Raw genomic sequence first — 17,226 nt, 5'->3', positions numbered from 1 at the left:
GCGTCCGAACACCGACGGCCACGCCCGCTGACATGCACTCCGCTTGCGGATGGGCAGCGGAAATCTCCGTACCGATGAGTTTCTCGTGCGGGGACGGGCGGTCTGGGGGAGTGGCGCTGCCGGTGCAAGACACAGGCGCCAGCCCGGATCAGTCCTCGGGGCAGATGCTCTGCACAACGGACCCCGGTGCAGTTCCTTGTCGAAGGCGAACTGTCGCACGGCACTGTCAGCGGCAGCATCCGGACCGGGGAGGAGCGATGACCTCAACCACGATGCTGTGGCCGCGCTGGGCGCAGTTGTTCCGGAGGTGATGGGTCTCGTACGAGGGTCTGCGCGCTGACCCGCAACCGGGCACCGGGGCGGTGGCTCGGTGGAGCGGCACAAAAGCCCTGGCTATTGGGCCACAACTGGCCTCCGGGCACACCGTTGCCACACGGCCCCAGTCGGCTGGCCCCGTGGATGACGGGACAGCCCTTGGGTGCGGGCCGTGTGGCAACGTCGCCGCGATATGTATCGAGTGTCTCCAGTTCTTTGAACGGGACGGACTTGAGCCCCCTCGTTCAGGGACCGACCACGTGGTTCACCAGCTCGCCGATCCCCTCGACGCTGACGCGGATCTCGTCACCGGCGTGCATGAACACCGGGGGCTTGTGGCCCATGCCGACTCCGGCCGGTGTGCCCGTACTCAGTACATCGCCGGGTTCGAAGGCGAAGTACTGGGACAACTGCTCGATGAGTTCGGCGATACCGGTCAGCAGGTCCGAGGTGTGTCCGTCCTGCATGAGCCGGCCGTTCAGCGTGGTCTTGATCGCCAAGTTCTCGGGGTCGGTGATCTCATCCGCGGTGACCACAGCCGGCCCCATCGGGCAGAAGGTCGGGTACTGCTTGCCGAGGAGCATGTCCGTCCATGCCCAACGCCCGTCCTCCGGGGTGGTGGCACTGGCGATTCGGGGGACCTCATCGCGGGCGGACACATCGTTGATGATGGTGTAGCCGCCGATGTAGTCCAGTGCGTCGGCTGCTGTGACCGCGTGACAGCTGCGGCCGAAGACCACACAGAACTCGCCCTCGAAATCGACCATGTCCGGGGCCCCGGCGGGAATGCGGATCGATGCGCCGGGACCAACCACCGAGTGCGGCGACTTGACGAACCATGCGGCCTTCCTCGGCGCGTCTCCGCCCATCTCCAGTACGTGGGAACGGTAGTTGACGCCGGCGGCCACGATCTGGACGCGTTCACCCAATGGCGCGAGCAGGGTGACGGGCTGCGGAACCAACCATCTCGGGTCCTCGATCCGCTGTACGTCTCCGGTGACCTTTGCCAATACCCCTCGTACGGTGTCCAGGTACTCCGGTCCACGTCGGAAGGCATCGGCGACGGTGGTGGGAACCTCCACGCCGTGTGCATCCAGCACGCGTGACAGGTCGACCACACCCAGGCCCGGAACATCGGCACCAGGGGCAGAACGTCCGGACGGGTCCGAATAGGTAACGAGACGCATCAAGTCTCTCCAAGCTGGTATCGAGGGAAAGGCACCGTGGTAAGGGGCAGCTCTGCATGTCGTACGCGGTGGCAGCCCCGCCGCTGGGCTGGCGGGGCTGGCGTACCGAACCGGTACCGGGGGCTACTTGAAGCTCTCCGGAGGGAAGGTGCCCCACTCGTCAGCAGAGCGGGGATCGGTCACCGACCAGTGCGTCGGTGAGTAGTTCTCATCATCGAGGATCGTCATCTCCTCCGACGAGAACTCCAGAATGTGACCGACGTGGTCGCGGAAGTAGATCGCCACGTTGTGACCGGGACCGTGGCGCACCGGACCCCAAAGGATCTCGACGTCGTTCTTCGTCATCACCTCGGACGCCTCCAACACTGCGGCGGCGTCCTTGACCGTGAACTGCACATGGTGCAGCCCGTTCACCTCGGCGCGCGCCAGCGCCATGCAGTGGTAGAGCTTGCTGCCACGGAAGAAGGCCATCAGCGGTGAGGCGTCGGGCAGTTGGATCTGCGAGCTCTCCATCAGACCCAGGTTCGTCCTCACGTACTCGATCTCGCCGTCCATGTCGACCGTGCGCAGCACCACGTGGTCGGAGGCGATCGGCGCCGGTGCCACGGACGGCCGCCGGGTCGAAGCGGCCACCGGCACGTCCGGTACGAAGCCGGTCCTGAGCTCGATCGGGTGGCCGGCAGGGGTCCGGAAGCTCAAGGTCGGTCCCGGGCGGAACTGCGAGACCTCGTCGTTGCGTGTGAAGTCGACGCCGGCCTCGGCGAGCATGGAGGCGGCCTCCTCGAACACCGCGTCGTCGGTGACGATGTAGGAGATGGTCTCCAGGCCGCTCACACCCGGTGTGTAGACGAGCGAGTAGGCGTCCGGACCGTGGCCCGCCAGGTAGTAGCGGCCTTCGTCGTCGTGCCCTGCGTGCTGGAAGCCCAGGTGACTGACCGCGTACTCGGCCGAGGCCGCCGGGTCGGGGCTGAACAGCACGACATGGCCGGTGCGGTAGATGCCCAGACCCTTGGGCTTGATGATGGGTTCGACCGGTCGCGGGATCTGCATCGGTTCGGCTTCGGTGTCGACAGACATCGTGCGGCTCCAATCGGTGTTGGGTTCGGTCCCTGAGTTGTCTGCGGATGTTGGGGAGTGCTGTGGGTGCTCGTTGTGCTCGTTGTGCTCGATGGGATCGGTACGGTCGGCTCAGCGGGTACTGCCCATCGGCGCGAGACCCCCGGCGATGGCATCGGCCGACTCGGATTCCAGTACCGCGACGAGGACGGCGATGTCCTCCTCGCCGTAGCCCTGTGCGCAGGCGGCTTCACAGATCCTGTGCACGGTGCCCAGGAGCGGCATCGCCGCGCCGACCTCGGCCGCGGTGGCCATGATGGCCTCGGCCACCTCGACCGCACCGGAAACCGTTCCCTTCACGGGACGGGTCTGACCCTCGGCCATCATCGGCGCGCGTACGTTGAACATCGTCGACGCCGCGGCGGACGGCTTGATCGTGTCGATGACCAACTGTGTGTCCAGGCCCACGGCCTTTGCCAGGGCGATCGCCTCGGCGGCGGCCGTGATGTGGACGAACGTCAGTGTGTTGGCGACGAACTTCATCTTGGAGCCCGAGCCGAACTCGCCGGTGGCGATGACCCTGCCCAGGGCTTCGAGCGCCGGACGAACCCGTTCGAGTGCGCTCGCCTCACCGCTGGCGAACACTGTTCCCTTGCGCTCTGCCACCATTGGCGGGGTGCCGCTGACCGGAGCGTCGAGCATGGTGATGCCCGCAGCCGCTAGGACGTCGCGAGCGGCTTCCTTGCGGCTGAGCGCCATCGCTCCGATGTCGACCACGAGCAGGTCGGACCGACCCGCGGCGAGCAGCCCGTGTTCACCGCTGATCACATCGTCGAGTGCGTCCGCCGAGGTCACGCACGTGAAGATGATGTCGGCGCGTTCCGCGACCTCCTTCGCGGAAGTGGCCGCCTTGCCGCCGATGGCCTCGAAGTCCGCCATCGAACTGCGTCGATAGCCCCACACGGAGTAGCCGTCGGCGATGAGGTTCGCCGCGAACGGCAGGCCGATCTTGCCGGGGGCGATAAGACCGACGGTGAGGTCGGAGCCTTGGGTCGTCACCAGGTGTCTCCTTGCTAGGTGCGCCGTTCGCGCGAGGGTTGGGGTTGCGATCAGCGCAGGTGGTAGCTGCGGTCCGAGAAGTCGACGGCGATTTCGATGCGGCCTTGGTGCACCTGCCACTCCTCGATCCGGAACGACCGGGCGCCGCTGCTGTGGAAGGGGTCGGCCGCGGCGAGGGCGGCGGCGTCGTCGGTGCTCGTGGCCCGCACGATCAGCATGCCGTTGGGCCCGGGGTTGCCCGTCGCATCGAGGAACGGCCCCGACATCAGGAGCACGCCCTGCTTTTCCAGGCCGGTGAGGTAGGCCAGGTGGGCAGGGATGTGAGTGACGAGTTCTTCCGGTCGGGCTCCGGAGTCGGAGAAGATCACGAAGAACTGCTTGTTCAGCGAGCCCGCAGTGGGGTTCGGCATCGCCGCGGTCATCGCTGCTGGCCCTTTTCGGCTGCCAACTCCATGATGCGCGGGTTGCCGTCGTTCCACAGGAGCACCATCGTCACCGAGTCGAGCAGCCAACCGGACTCGGCGCGGACCAGGCCGAAGGTGTACGTCCCGTTGGTCGCCGTGTAGGAGCTGCCACCGGGGTTCGCTAGTCGCATCTCGACCCGGGCGTGCACGATGCAGGTCGCGTGCTCGCCTTCGGTATTGACGTGGGGCAGTGACAGGAAGTGCTGTGAGGCATCGGTGTGCACGATGGTGGCGTTCCAACGGGCTTCGAGCTCTTCGGGACCGAGTACAGCGGCGGGGCGACCGGTCACGGACTCGTAGTTCCAGGTGACCCGTTCGGCCAGGCAGCCCACTGCGCGTTTGATGTCACGGGCGTCCAGTGCCAGGACGAAAGCCGCGACGGTGTCCTCGATCGCTGCGCGGTCCCGCGCATAGTCGTTCTGTGCTGTGGAACTCTTCATAGGGGTCTCCCCGGGTGGTCTTGGGTGACGGTCACGCCTGCCGCTGGCATGTCCGCTCCTGATAGAACCCGAGGGCTTTGAGTACCGGGATGTCGGTGTGTGAGAAGAGGATCGCCGGCTCGTTCTCGGTGTTGATGTGCTCGTGCACCGACCATCCGGGCACTGTGAAGGTGTCGTGTTCGGACCAGTCCAGCACCTCGCCGTCCACGATCGTCTGCCCTCGGCCGCGTACCACGTGGTAGATCGCACTGCTGGTGTGCTGATGCGCCTCGGTGTGCATCCTGGCCGGCAGTGCCTGGATGTAGGCGCCCATGGTTGGCATGATGGGACCGCCGCTGTTGGGGTTGGTGAACTCGAAGATGACACCGTCGGTGGGCGAGCCGCTCCAGTCGTCGAGGGCGGCTTTGAGTAGCTGCTCCGTCTGACTCCAGGGGTAGTTGATGACGGGCGAGTACGGCTTGTCCCACGACTGCCAGGCCGGGTTGAGCCGGCTGTTGGCATAGAGACGTTCGGTCGAGTCCGCGGAGCGCAACTCCTCCTGGACGCGGTCCGGGCCGTCGACGAAGAAGTTCGCTTCGAGCTTGTTGATCAGCGGAAGGTCGAGCCCGTCCATCCACACCACCGGCTCGTCGGTGAAGTTGCCGTGGTCGTGCCAGGCCCAAGACGGGGTGAGCACGATGTCGCCGGGGTGCATGTGCGCGCGCTCGCCGTCCACTGCGGTGTACGCGCCCGAGCCTTCGATGACGAACCGGAAGGCGGCAGCGGCATGCTTGTGCATCGGTGCGATCTCGCCCGGCAGCACCAACTGGATGCCCGCGTAGAGGTTGTTCGCGGTCTCCACCTTCTTGGCCAACCCCGGGTTGATCAGCATCAGGACACGTCGCTCCGCCTCCTCGGCGCTGATCAGCTGGCCCGCGGTCATCAGCTGGGCGCGGACGTCGTCGTACCGCCAGACGTGCGGCAGCGCACGGCTCTTCGGCTCGGTCGGCAGCAGTCGTGGGTCGGTGTTGCGCCACAGCGGCTCGACGCTGAACGAGTCGAGTCCCGCGTAGTACTGCTCCACGTCGATCCCGGACGTCGTACTGTCCGTGCTGGTCTCAATCATGTCGTCTCCTTCTGACTTCGCCGTCCGGCACCTGCGCTGAGGGGGTTCACCAATTGCGCTTCACGACGGGAAGGCTCAGTTCGCCCAGCCCGTCGATCTCGGCACGTACGACATCGCCCACCTCGATCGGGCCGACTCCCTCCGGCGTCCCGGTCGCGTAGATGTCGCCGGGCCACAGCGTCACAACGCTGCTCGCCTGCGCGATCAGGTCGTCGATACCGACGATCAGGTCACGGGTGTTGGCCTGCTGACGCAGTTCGTCGTTGACCCACAGCCTCAGGCCGACGTTGCTGGGGTCGGGCACCTCGTCGGCGGTGACGATGAACGGGCCGATCGGTGTGAAGGTCTCGAACGATTTGCGCATCGTCCGTTCTTCCTGCCGCTCGCCCTCGGTGCGCAGGGTCAGGTCCAGCAGGACGAGGTAGCCGAAGATGTGGTCGGTCACCTGCTCGGCGGGCACGCCCCGGGCGGGTTTGCCGATGACGATCCCCAGTTCCACCTCGTGGTGGAAAGCGCGGCCGGGCATCGGGGGCAGTTCGATCGCGTCGGCCGGCCCCGAGATCGATGCGGAGCTCTTGACGAAGAAGCCCACGTCACTGGGCGACCGCAGGGCCTGTTGGTTGGTCGGTCGATACTGCGAGTCGGTCATCTCGGCGACGTGCGCATGGTAGTTGGCCGGGGCTGCGAGCACCTGTCCCGGACGTGGGATCGGCGGCAGCAGGGTCACTTCGGCGAGCGAGCGCTCCGGAGCAGTGGCCAACGCCGTGCGCAGCGGTTCCTTGAGCTTGTCGAAGTGCTCGATCAGCTGGTTGATCACATAGGGAGTACCGTGCCATCGGCTGTCGACGACATCGGTGACATCGCGCACTGAGGCGCCGTCGACGATGCCGATGCGGTATTGGTCGAAGAGTGCGATGCGCATGGAGTGGGTCGATCCTTCGCGGTTAAGAGGCGGGTCACCGGCTCCTGCCGGGGTGCGGTCGAGGGGGCGTACCGGCTGGTCAGTGGTCACCCGGGTGTGGAGGCGGCGGCGGCGCCCAGCCGGGTGTGACACCGGCCGCCTCCAGCAGCTCGCCGATGGAGTCGACGGCCCGACGGCTGATCCCTGCCGCGTCGGCCGTGATGAGTGCGCCGTCGCGTTTGACGGCCCGGCCGGCCACGAAGACGGTGTCAACGGTCTGTCGGCTGGCGTGGTGAACGATCGAGGCGACCGGGTTGAGGACCGGAGTCATGGAGATGTGATCCGTACGGATCATGACGATGTCGGCCTGCTTGCCAGGGGTGAGGCTGCCGGTGACATCCTCCATTCCCAGTGCACGGGCGCCCTCGATGGTCGCGAATTCGAGCACGTCACGCGCGGACAGGTCGAGCTGCCATGGGTTGGCACCACTCGCCAGCGACTGCTGGTTGGCCAGGCCGCGCGGCACCGCCAGGGCGAAGCGCATCGCTGTGAACGGATCGCCGCCGACGGCCATACAGGTGTCGATGCCGATGTTCGGCCTGATGCCGGCCTTGAGCAGTTGGGTGATCGGCGGCCAGCCGTGTCCCATGGCGGACTCGTCCTCGGGGGTCACCGACACCGATACGCCGGCGTCGGCCATCAGCCGGAACTCCTCATCGGTGAGCAGGTTGCAGTGACCGAAGATGAGGTCGTCGCCGAGCAGCCCTGCCTTATGCAGCCGGGTCACATTGGGTCGGCCGTGTGGATCGAGCACCGCCATACCGATGTGGGTGTTGATCCGCAGCCCCAGTTCACGGCCGAGGGCGAAATCAGCCCGTACGACGTCCATGGGCGAGGAGTCCGGCCCGCGTACCGCCAGACCCATGGTGACGAGCCCTGAGTCGGAGGAGAAGTACCGGCTGCGCACCCGGCGGATCTCGGCCTCATTGCTGGGAGTGGTGCTGGTGAACGGTGGCGAGAGGATTTCCAGCTGTTCGGACATCGCTCCGCCGTAGCCGAACATCGCGCGGATGCCGCTGGCTTGCAGCGCGCGCACGGCCTCGTCGGTGTGCTCGGGCGAAGACTGGTTGTGGGAGTAGTCGAAGACGGCGGTGACTCCCGAGTCGAGGGAGTCGTAAGCACCGAGGGCGGTGCCCAGGGACATGTGCTCCGGCGTCATGTGCGGGCCGAGCATCCCGAACATCGTTGTGAAGTACTGGAACAGGGACCAGTCGGCCGCCATTCCGCGCATGAGCGCCTGGAACAGATGGCGATGTGAGTCGATGAAGCCGGGGAGCACGATGTGCCGTGAGGCATCGACGATGTCGGCGCTGCCTTCGGCGATCTCCAGATCGGGGCCGATCGCGGCGATCGTTCCGTTCTCGATGAGTACGTCGCCGATCAGGTCACCGACGGTCGGATCCATGGACACGATCTGGCCGCCTCGCAACAGCGTGCGCGTTGCCGTCATGCCGTGACCGCCATGCACTGGTGCAGAACAGATTTCATCCCAGGACCCCTCCTGTGGGCGGTGGGTCAGTCTGCTAGTGTTCTGTAATGCAGAACATGAGACTGTGACACAGAACAATATGTTCGCGTCGTTACGAAGCTGTCAAGAGTGCTGTGGCTTGATTTGTCGGAGTGTTGTGGCCCGAATTGCCGTACATACAACTCGCTCGCCCCTGATGGCGAGGCCGCCTCTACACTCGGCGCCGTGCCTCGTGACATCGGACGCGCGGAGGAGCATCGAATGATCGCGCCAGCCAAGGAGACGGATACGTTGACCCCGAACTACCCGATCGGTTCAGTCGACAAGGCCCTGCGCCTGCTGTGCGTCCTCGCCGAGGAGCGGGCGATCCGGGTCGCTGATGCCGGCCGAAGGATCGGGACCGCCCGGTCGACGGCCCACCGACTGCTGGAGATGCTCCAACTACATGGATTCGCCCAACAGGATCCGGTCACACGCGCGTACGTGCCCGGCCCGCGGCTGCTGGACATCGGGGCAGCGGCGCTGAACAACCTCGACATCCGGGCGATCGCCAGACCCGTGATGGAGGAGTTGGTGGTCGAGGTCCAGGAGTCAGCGCACCTCGTGATCCTCTCCGGCCCGGACATGCTGATCATCGACGCGGTCGAGAGCTCACGGGCGCTGCGCGTCGGCTCCCGGGTCGGGGTCCGTGTGCCGGGCTACGCCGCCGCCGGCGGACGGGCCGTGCTGGCGCAGCTGCCCGAAGACCGCGTGCTGGCCATGTTCCCGTGCGAGGAACTGGATGTGATCACACCGGACACCCTGACGAGTCGTGCCGCACTCATCGAAGAACTGGCAGAGGTGCGGGAGCGCGGATTCGCCGTGTGCATCGGGGAGGTGGAGCCCGATGTGGCCACCGTCGCGGCGGTCATCCCGAACGGCGATCGCATCACTCCCGCGGCGATCACCGTGTCGATGCCCCGCTACCGGTTCACCGAGGACGATCTCACCCGGCTCGGGCATGCGACGATGAAGGCGGCACAGCGTTGTGCGGCGGTGGCCTGAACCGACCGTCCGATCCGGCCTTGCCCCGGCCACCGGCGTCGGTGGCGGGGGTTCGACGGAGCGTGCGCGGCTCCGGGCCTGTATGCCTGCCGAGGGCGCGGCCGTGCTGTGCTCGGTTGGCGTCACCGCTCGACACAGCACGCCGGGCGACGCCGGATGGGGCGAACTCGCCGGTGATCAGCCGCCTTCCCAGGCCAAGACGGTTATCACCGTTGAGTTCGATGTGCCGGGTGCCGGGTGCCGGGTGCCGGGTGCCGGGTGCCGGGTGCCGTTGGCCATCGCCATCAGCCCATCAGCCCATCAGTCCGTCAGTCCGTCAGCCCGTCTGGCGGCTCGTCGCCCTACCCTGACGCCAGCGCGAGGCTAACGCTCCGCCGCCCGCCGTAGCAGCGGTGTCAACCGGTAGTCGACGAGTTGGCGCATCACGAGGGCGGTGTTGGTGCGTTCCACACCGGGAATGCCCAGGATCTGACCCGCGACACGGTAGAGGTCGTCGGCGTCGGTGGCGACGACGTGCACGAGCAGATCGGTCTCGCCGGAGAGGCCGTATACCTGGAGCACTTCGGGCACGGCAGCGAGAGCCTGTGCAACCTGGTCCAACCGGCGTTGGGTGACCTGGGTGGTCACGAACGCAGTCAGGGGATAGCCCAATGCCGCAGGATCGACCCGACGTTCGAAGGAGCGCAGTGTGGCGTTGCGGTCGAGTGAGGCCAGGCGTGCTTGAACGGTGTTGCGACTCAACCCGCTCTGTTCCGCGAGTGCGACGGTCGTGGCACGGGGGTGCTCGGTGAGCGCCAACAGCAGACGAGCGTCGGCGGGACCGATCCGTTCGGGCTTGGGCACAGTGCTGCCTTTCGAGAAGGACGAAGGCCGGCGATTGGGCATTCCGCTCAATTTCCCGGCAAGACCTTGTGCACATTCTGATGTGGTGGTGTCCTAGGTGACAACGACTGCACCCTCCTGGGAGCGCTGCACCGACTGTAACCCGGTCGGTCCGACCCGCCCCGGGGCAGTTCTGCTCCGCGTGTCTGCCACACGCCCCCCTTTCTCTCTTTTCCAGCACGGTGCCTCCCTTTTCGCCGGGGCGCCGGGCGTGAGGAGGCCCGTTTCCCATGTCCACTGCAGCTGAGACCCGTCTGCGTTCCGCCACCGATCCGCTCGCCGCCCTCGGAGAGGTCGAGGATCGTGTGTTGTGGCTTGCCAGCGCGATCGTCGACCACGCGAACCGGGTACGGCCCAACTCGTCAGGTCTGAAGGTGGGCGGCCACCAGGCGTCGTCCGCATCGATGGTGTCCATCATGACCGCACTGTGGTTTCGCCATCTGCGTCCCGAGGACCGGGTGTCGGTCAAACCGCACGCCTCCCCGGTGCTCCACGCCATCAACTTCCTCCTCGGCGAACTGGACGCCTCGTACCTCCCGACGCTGCGCGCCTGGGGCGGACTGCAGAGCTATCCGAGCCGCTCGAAGGATCCTGATCCGGTTGACTACTCCACCGGCTCGGTCGGCATCGGGGCCACGGCCACGATCTGGGGGGCGCTGGCCCGCCGGTACGCAGACCAGTCCGACGACGGTGGCTTCAAGGGCCGGCAGTTCGCCCTGGTGGGAGACGCCGAGCTCGACGAGGGAGCGGTCTGGGAGGCGGTGCTCGACCCGCAGGTCGCTGAACTGGGCGAGTTGGTGTGGATCGTGGACCTCAACCGACAGTCCCTGGACCGAGTCGTTCCGAACATCGCCGCTGACCGGCTCCGGAGCATGTTCGCGGCAGCGGGTTGGCAGGTCCTCACACTCAAGTACGGCACGCTGCTGGAAGAGTTGTTCACCCGCCCCGGCGGGGATGCCCTGCGCTCCCGGATCGACGGCATGTCCAATCCCGAGTACCAGCGACTGCTGCGCTGCACGGCGGACGAGCTGCGCGAGCGGCTGCCGGGAACGGGGCCGGACGCCGACCGGATCGCCGACCTGCTGGCCCAACTCGACGACGCACTGCTGACCGACGCGATGCGCAACCTGGGCGGCCACGACATGTCCGCGCTGGACACGGCCATGTCCGCGATCGACGACAGCCGACCCACCGTCCTCCTCGCCTACACCGTCAAGGGCTACGGCCTGCCGTCCCAGGGCCATCCGCAGAACCACTCCTCACTGCTGACGGAGCAGCAGATGCGCGAGCTCGCCGACCGGGTCGGGACTGACCTCGACCAGCCCTGGACCGGGTTCGCGCCCGATTCCGCGGCGGGACGGCTCTGCTCGGATGCCGCGGCGCGTCTGCACCGGGACGACCCGGCTCCGGTTACCCCGCCCGCCCTCCCTCTGGACATCGGCCGCACACCGGCGGGCACGGCGACCACCCAAGCGGCATTGGGTCGTGTGCTGCTCGATCTGACCCGGTCCGCACCGGAGGCTGCCCGCAGGGTGGTGACCGTGAGTCCGGACGTCAGTTCGTCGACCAATCTGGGCGGCTGGGTGAACAAGGTCGGAGTCTGGTCCGCAGGGGAGCGTACGGACTGGTTCGCCGACGATCCAGAGACCATCCTGCACTGGCGCGAGAAGCCCACCGGGCAACACATCGAACTGGGCATCGCTGAAACCAACCTGGTCGGGCTGCTGGGAGAGCTCGGCGCGACCTGGAGCCGCTGGGGTGAGCCCCTGCTGCCGATCGGAGTGATGTACGACCCGTTCGTCCAACGGGCCCTGGAACCATGGTCCTTCGGCATCTACGCAGGAGGCCAATCGATCCTGGTCGGCACTCCATCCGGTGTCACTCTCGCACCCGAGGGCGGGGCGCACCAGTCCATCACGACCCCGTCCCTCGGTGTCGAACAGCCCGGCTGCGTCACCTATGAGCCGGCCTTCGCCATCGACACGGAATGGACGCTCCTGGCCTCCCTCGCCCGACTGGGGCGGCCCGACGGCACCTCCGCCTATCTACGGCTCTCCACCCGTCCGGTCGATCAGAACCTGGCCGTCGTGCCTACCGACCCCGCCGCCCGCGAACGCCGCAGGCAGCAGGTCGTCGCGGGTGCCTACCCCCTTCTGCGGCGCGAGGGCGCCGAGGTCACCATCGCGGCCATGGGTGCGATGGTGACCGAAGCCCTCGCCGCAGCCGAGCGGCTGCGTCTGATGGGAATCACCACGGACGTGGTCTGCGTGACCAGTCCGGGGCTGATCTTCAGGGCACTCAACTCCCGCCTCGGACAGGACGACGCCCCCGACTGGATCCTCGACCAGGTCTTCCCCGCCGACCGGGCAACCCCGCTCGTCACCGTCCTGGACGGACACCCCCACACACTGGCGTTCCTCTCCACCATCCACCACGTACCGCTGCGCACCCTCGGGGTCACCGGCTTCGGACAGTCCGGCTCACTGGAAGAGGTCTACCGCTACCACCGGATCGACACCGACAGCATCATCCGAGCCGCCCTCGACCTCACCCGGTAGCGCACGCACGAGCACGGACACAACCACCCCAGCGGCCCACCTCGGAGTCCCGCCCCCGAGCCACGGACGCCTCTTCGGTACCCCGGACATCGGGGACAGACAGGCCACAGATCCCGGTCAAGGAGCTGCCGGAAGGGATCGGGTGGGCAGTGTCCGCTCTCGGATTCGGCAGAACGGTGGGCAGAGTGGCGCGGGTCAATGTTCGCGCGGGTCGGCAGCGGCACCGAGACCCCATGGGGAGCGTGTCGATATTGTGCGGGAGGCGGACTTCGCCGGTGTCGTCTGTGTCTTCTACGGCGGGGATCTGCTGTGGGAGTGGGATGTCAGGGAGCCTGGGTGACTGGTCAGACAGCGAAGACCACATCGCGGTGCGAGTGCGGCAGCATGGCGGTCCGACAGGTGAACCAGTTCATCCTTGACGATGAGCTGTGGTGGGACTCGGAGCTCTCTTGCGGATCGCGCGGCGCCCACATGTGCGAACACGCGGGTAAGGGAGCAGCGCCTGATGACGTCCGAGAGGCTCTCCTTGCGGCGCACGGACCCGTCCGACTCCGGTTGGTCGGTCCGGTTCCCGGTCTTGTCCCGATGCTGAAGGTCCTTCGGGAGGTCTCAGAGGTCTCGCTGTCGCGCGCTCGTGAGCTGGCTGGGGAGTTGGTCCACGATGGCCTGGTGGGGACCTTGTCGGAGATGGAATACCTCAGAACCCGGTTGCAACTGCGCGGAGTTCACGGCGACATCGATCGATAGCCATGTCCCGAAGCCACCGACAAAGGGACGGACGAGCGCGCCATCTCCGATTCCGAGCCACAGGAGTGCGCCTGACTCGTCGTCGCCGACCGTGAACCAGGCGGCCAGCGCCCGCGATTCCCTCACCGCCGAGTGGTACCAGCCTGAATAGTGTCAAGGAGCCCCGCGGACCTTCAGAGCCCGCTCGGAGGAGGCTCAGCCGCAGCATGGAAACATGATCGCGACCAGGTCAATCGCCATGATTAACTCGGTCGGGTCGACGGTTGATTCCAGCCTTGGCGCGGAGTCTTCCGTCGAAGCCGTTCTGTTCACCCTCAGAAAGTACGGGGAAACGTGAAGACAGCAACTCGCATGATGGCCACGACTGTCACAGCAATAGCGCTGATGGGGGCGTCCGTTACCGTCGCGGAAGCCCAGGCTGCACCTCGTGCCGCTGCCGCCACCGGTGTATGGCACTGCTCGGGCGCCAAGATTTCGCGGTGCATCGAGAAGGTCGCCGCGAACAAGGTTCGGGTCAACTTCGTCAACAAGACGAACAAGGCCGTCAAGGGGCGGTTCGGTGTGACGTGCCAGGGGAGTTCGGGCCAGCGCGTCTACGAGTTGAAGAAGAACCTCTCGGCGCGCGGTGGCTATCTCTCCGGCACGATCACCTGCCCCAGCGGGTTGAGGGACTATGCCTTCGGATGGCAGATCACAGCCGACACCTACTACAGCCCGACGATCAAGATCTGACGCCGTGCCCTGCGGCTGGGACGGACCCTGACGACTCGTCAGGGAGTCTCAGGGTCAGGGCCCGATGGGTGGCTCGGGGCGTCGGTTGGCCCCGAGCCCCCGCTGCACCGGCACCGACCAGCGCGGACACCTCTCTTGCCCGGCGCACACCGCCCCGTCCGCGGGGCCCGGTTGGTGCGGTGCTCCTAGCCCATCCGTGCCGAAGCACTGCATGGTCCTCCTTGCGCTCACCCAGGGCCTCGTTCCCAACGCCGAGGGAGTCGATGGCGTTGTCGGTGGTGTCTCGTGCGGTGCTCGTCGCGCCGCCTCCGCAGCAGGGCGCCACCCTCACCGTACGGAAGGGTCCCGGCTGACTCTTCCGATCGTTCTGTAGACCCCCGTACTGCCCGCCGAGTCAATCACCGTTACCCTATAAGAGGGATTTCGGGGGATTTCTTCCCGTCCGGAGTTCTCGATGGTCAATCGGCGAAGGGAAAACGACACCGCGCTGACATCCGCGCTCCCCGCCCCGAGACGGATCGCCTGGTGGGTGTGGAGCGGAGTGGGGACCGCGGCGTTGCTCGCACTCCTGACCCTGGCTGGCAAGGGCCACGAGGCGTGGAAAGGTGGTGACTGGGTCTGGGGCATCAGCGGCTGGTTGGCCCAGGTGTGCGGCGGCCTCGGGCAGGTCTTCGACCCCGACGGCGGCCTCATCCTCGGTCAGCGACTCGGGTTCCTCGCGGTGGCCCTCCTGGTCCTGTACCTCTACTGGCGGGCAACGCGGGCGTTCCTCGCCTACAAACCGGGCCCGGTGGATGTCCAGGAGCTCATCGACGCCACACCGCCGAAGTCCCTCACCCACTCCGCCACTGATCTCACCGCCGAACTGCGCCAGCAGTTGTCCGACTGCAGCATGTACGCACCGACGACGCTGCCCGCCGAATCACCGCCCATGAGCTTTCTTGAGCTGGTCGGCGATGTGGAGCTCGGTGCCAAGTCGCTGGGCAGCGCCATACCGCGCCTGCTCAGCCGGCTCCGGCCCAAGCTTGCCTACCGGGTCGGCGGTGTGCTCCGGATCCGGGAGCAGGAGCCGGACCGATTGGGTATGACCGTGACCGTCACCGCGTACGTGTTCGGCGGGTCCCGCTCGACCACGCTGTGGGGAAACGACTGGGACGAGGTCATCCGCAAGGTGGGCCGTTGGGTGATCAGCACACTCCTTCCGGTCACCCGTGCCGGGAGGCAACCTCCGTGGCGGAGATGGTGGGGGCGGGAGCTCAGCCCCGAGCTGTACGGGGCGTACCAGAACGCCAACGAGCTGAGCCGGGCGGGCCGCTATCACGAGGCGCTGTCCCGCTACTACGACGCCATCGCGCTCGACCCCGAGAACCCCCATCTGCGCAGCGAGTTGGCGGAGGTCCAGGAGAAGATGGGGCTGCACATCGACGCGCTGGAGACCTGCCAGCGGGCCCTCACCCTTGATGGACAGACCACCGGGCAGTACGCCAAGCGAGTATGGCTACGGCCGTGGAAGCCCAGTTGGTGCCGTCTGCGCTACCTGTTCCACCCGCACCGCTACCGTGAGGTGCTCGGTCTGCGGTACCGGAACGCCGTCATCCTGGGGACGTCCGAGGAAACGACGAAGCAGTGGTTCGACACCGGCGAGGTCCGGGACGACGGCACGCGCGGGCGCTTGGCGGGCCTCATCGCGAACCGCTACTGGAGAGCGGCGATCGGACTCGTACCGAGCGGCACCGAGGAGAAGTGGCTCACCTGTGCGCTGAAGCCCCATCCCGACCGTACGACCGATGCGTCCTCCCTCGATGAGGATCTGGTGCGCCTGGTCTTCCAACGGGCCTCGATGCAGGAGACGAACCGGCTGGCGGCCGACGACCGGTGGGCACGGCTCGCCGGCCTCTACTGGCCCGCACGAGTGGAGAGCGTCTTCCGGCTCCTGTCACCGTTCTCCAGTGTGCAGAGTTACCTCGGACCGCGGCAGAACGTGACCAGAGGAGCCTTCCGGATCAACCAGATCGTGTGGGCACCCCTCCGGCTCGCCTGGTCCCTCGAACACGCCCGCTCGCATCATTCGGTCAACCTCGACCCGTCCCAGGGCTACCACTGGCGCACCGGTCCTTCGGTGAGTACGGACATCGCTCCGCGGGAACTCGCAGACCTGATCAACAGGGCCCGGAGCCGACTGGTACTACTGCGTCGCGTGCTACCGCTGTGCCGCCGCAGCGACTGGCTGACCCGCTACAACAGCGCCTGCGTGCACGCCGTTGCCCTGAAGGCGGGCAGCGCCAACGCCAACGACGTCAACCGCGAAGGGGAGGAGGAGACAGAGCAGGAGAGACAGAGAAGGGAAGGAAGGAGGGAGCAGTACGTGAAGTTCGCCGTCGAGGAACTTGAGCAGGCGGTTCTGCTTCCCCGGGGCGACTTCGCAACGATCGAGCGGACCTGGATGGCCCATGAGGACCCGGACCTGGCGTATCTCCGGAAGGACCCCCTGTTCCAGCGCTTTGAACTCACCGCGTATCCAGGGGTGGAGATCCCGGCCGAAACGCCGCCGGACAACTGGACCGAGGCGCAGATGAGGGCCTACGACCACCGGCTCCTCCGGGAGGCGGCCCAGGTGATGGAAAGGGTGTGGGCCCTGCGCGGGATGGAGTCCAGCTTCGACATTCGGGTCGCGGCGGAATGGCTCCAGGGCGAATGCCTCATCTGGGATTCCGTGAAGAAGGTGACCGACCCCAACCGGCTGGGCCACTGGGAGGACCGCGTGGAGCTCATCGCCGCCGTCCGCAACAGCCACCCGGTACTGCCGGTCACGCCCGGCTTCCCTCCGTCGATGCTTTCGCGGGGGATGGCGAAGGACGACAGCAGGCATGTTCAGGTGACCCTGCGGCACCTTCAGAGGGACTTGCAGGGAAACGAGACCCACAGGTTGAGGATGGAGGAGGGGCAGGAGAGCTTCAGCAGGGCTACGGCCAATGGTGTGGCCTGGTTGAAGCCGAAGCCGGTCCACAACCTGTGCGTGGGCTACTCCGCGGTCTGGCAGACGCTTGCGGAATGGCTCGGCATGGACCGCTCGGAGCAGCACTTCCGGGATGCGCTCGGAAGAGTTCCCGAGCCCTCGACGGACGGACTGACCCAGCAGGGTGACCCCGGGCCCACGGCGTGATGACCAAGGGGCCCTCCGGCATCACTCGGAGGGCCCCTTGGATGC

13 protein-coding genes are annotated in these 17,226 nt (G+C 66.7%); 4 read left to right on the top strand and 9 right to left on the bottom strand.

Features of this window, described 5'->3' with window-relative positions; translation table 11 throughout:
• Positions 1–560: 560 nt before the first annotated feature.
• The 8 genes from ACFXJL_RS31310 to ACFXJL_RS31275 all read right to left on the bottom strand — a co-directional run bounded on the left by ACFXJL_RS31310 (position 561) and on the right by ACFXJL_RS31275 (position 8,037).
• Positions 561–1,397, bottom strand: coding sequence for a fumarylacetoacetate hydrolase family protein (locus ACFXJL_RS31310; protein ID WP_358878572.1), 837 nt, complete (start codon positions 1,395–1,397; stop codon positions 561–563).
• A 228-nt stretch (positions 1,398–1,625) separates the two neighbouring features.
• On the bottom strand, positions 1,626–2,579 hold the full coding sequence (locus ACFXJL_RS31305; protein ID WP_384698004.1) for a VOC family protein: 954 nt from the start codon (positions 2,577–2,579) through the stop codon (positions 1,626–1,628).
• 111 nt (positions 2,580–2,690) lie between these two features.
• Positions 2,691–3,617 (bottom strand): NAD(P)-dependent oxidoreductase, encoded by a 927-nt coding sequence (locus tag ACFXJL_RS31300; protein WP_384639599.1) that lies wholly within the window; start codon positions 3,615–3,617, stop codon positions 2,691–2,693.
• A gap of 50 nt (positions 3,618–3,667) precedes the next feature.
• Positions 3,668–4,027, bottom strand: a complete 360-nt coding sequence (locus ACFXJL_RS31295; protein WP_384698001.1) for a YciI family protein — start codon at positions 4,025–4,027, stop codon at positions 3,668–3,670.
• A gap of 8 nt (positions 4,028–4,035) precedes the next feature.
• The gene (locus ACFXJL_RS31290) at positions 4,036–4,521 is read right to left on the bottom strand and encodes a nuclear transport factor 2 family protein (protein ID WP_384697998.1); all 486 of its coding nucleotides are present in this window, start codon (positions 4,519–4,521) and stop codon (positions 4,036–4,038) included.
• A gap of 31 nt (positions 4,522–4,552) precedes the next feature.
• Entirely contained in the window at positions 4,553–5,626 is a 1,074-nt protein-coding gene (locus ACFXJL_RS31285; protein WP_358878577.1) for a cupin domain-containing protein, read from the bottom strand.
• 46 nt (positions 5,627–5,672) lie between these two features.
• Positions 5,673–6,548, bottom strand: coding sequence for a fumarylacetoacetate hydrolase family protein (locus ACFXJL_RS31280; protein WP_384697994.1), 876 nt, complete (start codon positions 6,546–6,548; stop codon positions 5,673–5,675).
• Positions 6,549–6,627: 79 nt separating this feature from the next.
• Positions 6,628–8,037, bottom strand: coding sequence for an amidohydrolase family protein (locus ACFXJL_RS31275; RefSeq protein ID WP_384697991.1), 1,410 nt, complete (start codon positions 8,035–8,037; stop codon positions 6,628–6,630).
• Between the two features lie 279 nt (positions 8,038–8,316).
• On the opposite strand from ACFXJL_RS31275, the gene ACFXJL_RS31270 reads away from it, so the two are divergent.
• Positions 8,317–9,099 (top strand): IclR family transcriptional regulator, encoded by a 783-nt coding sequence (locus tag ACFXJL_RS31270; RefSeq protein ID WP_358878580.1) that lies wholly within the window; start codon positions 8,317–8,319, stop codon positions 9,097–9,099.
• Between the two features lie 363 nt (positions 9,100–9,462).
• On the opposite strand, the gene ACFXJL_RS31265 is transcribed toward ACFXJL_RS31270, so the two are convergent.
• Positions 9,463–9,942 carry an Lrp/AsnC family transcriptional regulator gene (locus ACFXJL_RS31265; RefSeq protein ID WP_358878581.1) on the bottom strand — a complete coding sequence of 160 codons (480 nt, stop codon included), beginning with the start codon at positions 9,940–9,942 and terminating at the stop codon, positions 9,463–9,465.
• Between the two features lie 269 nt (positions 9,943–10,211).
• On the opposite strand from ACFXJL_RS31265, the gene ACFXJL_RS31260 reads away from it, so the two are divergent.
• The 3 genes from ACFXJL_RS31260 to ACFXJL_RS31250 all read left to right on the top strand — a co-directional run bounded on the left by ACFXJL_RS31260 (position 10,212) and on the right by ACFXJL_RS31250 (position 17,181).
• A complete protein-coding gene (locus ACFXJL_RS31260) occupies positions 10,212–12,539 on the top strand; it encodes a transketolase C-terminal domain-containing protein (RefSeq protein ID WP_384697987.1) in 2,328 nt (775 codons plus the stop codon).
• 1,098 nt (positions 12,540–13,637) lie between these two features.
• Entirely contained in the window at positions 13,638–14,018 is a 381-nt protein-coding gene (locus tag ACFXJL_RS31255; protein WP_384697984.1) for a hypothetical protein, read from the top strand.
• Between the two features lie 454 nt (positions 14,019–14,472).
• Positions 14,473–17,181: a tetratricopeptide repeat protein gene (locus ACFXJL_RS31250; RefSeq protein WP_384697981.1), complete on the top strand. Its 2,709-nt coding sequence runs from the start codon at positions 14,473–14,475 to the stop codon at positions 17,179–17,181.
• Positions 17,182–17,226 lie beyond the last annotated feature (45 nt).

This window comes from Streptomyces sp. NPDC059256, assembly GCF_042753785.1.
Taxonomy (GTDB): Bacteria; Actinomycetota; Actinomycetes; order Streptomycetales; family Streptomycetaceae; genus Streptomyces.
This window is presented reverse-complemented; position numbering and strand designations above follow the sequence as displayed.

What these genes read in the sequence shown, in the direction of transcription:
- ACFXJL_RS31270 (WP_358878580.1), top strand. Translation starts at nt 8,317, where the DNA reads ATGATCGCGCCAGCCAAGGAGACGGATACGTTGACCCCGAACTACCCG.
- ACFXJL_RS31290 (WP_384697998.1), bottom strand. Translation starts at nt 4,521, where the DNA reads ATGAAGAGTTCCACAGCACAGAACGACTATGCGCGGGACCGCGCAGCG.
- ACFXJL_RS31250 (WP_384697981.1), top strand. Translation starts at nt 14,473, where the DNA reads ATGGTCAATCGGCGAAGGGAAAACGACACCGCGCTGACATCCGCGCTC.
- ACFXJL_RS31275 (WP_384697991.1), bottom strand. Translation starts at nt 8,037, where the DNA reads ATGACGGCAACGCGCACGCTGTTGCGAGGCGGCCAGATCGTGTCCATG.
- ACFXJL_RS31255 (WP_384697984.1), top strand. Translation starts at nt 13,638, where the DNA reads ATGATGGCCACGACTGTCACAGCAATAGCGCTGATGGGGGCGTCCGTT.
- ACFXJL_RS31280 (WP_384697994.1), bottom strand. Translation starts at nt 6,548, where the DNA reads ATGCGCATCGCACTCTTCGACCAATACCGCATCGGCATCGTCGACGGC.
- ACFXJL_RS31260 (WP_384697987.1), top strand. Translation starts at nt 10,212, where the DNA reads ATGTCCACTGCAGCTGAGACCCGTCTGCGTTCCGCCACCGATCCGCTC.
- ACFXJL_RS31295 (WP_384698001.1), bottom strand. Translation starts at nt 4,027, where the DNA reads ATGCCGAACCCCACTGCGGGCTCGCTGAACAAGCAGTTCTTCGTGATC.
- ACFXJL_RS31305 (WP_384698004.1), bottom strand. Translation starts at nt 2,579, where the DNA reads ATGTCTGTCGACACCGAAGCCGAACCGATGCAGATCCCGCGACCGGTC.
- ACFXJL_RS31285 (WP_358878577.1), bottom strand. Translation starts at nt 5,626, where the DNA reads ATGATTGAGACCAGCACGGACAGTACGACGTCCGGGATCGACGTGGAG.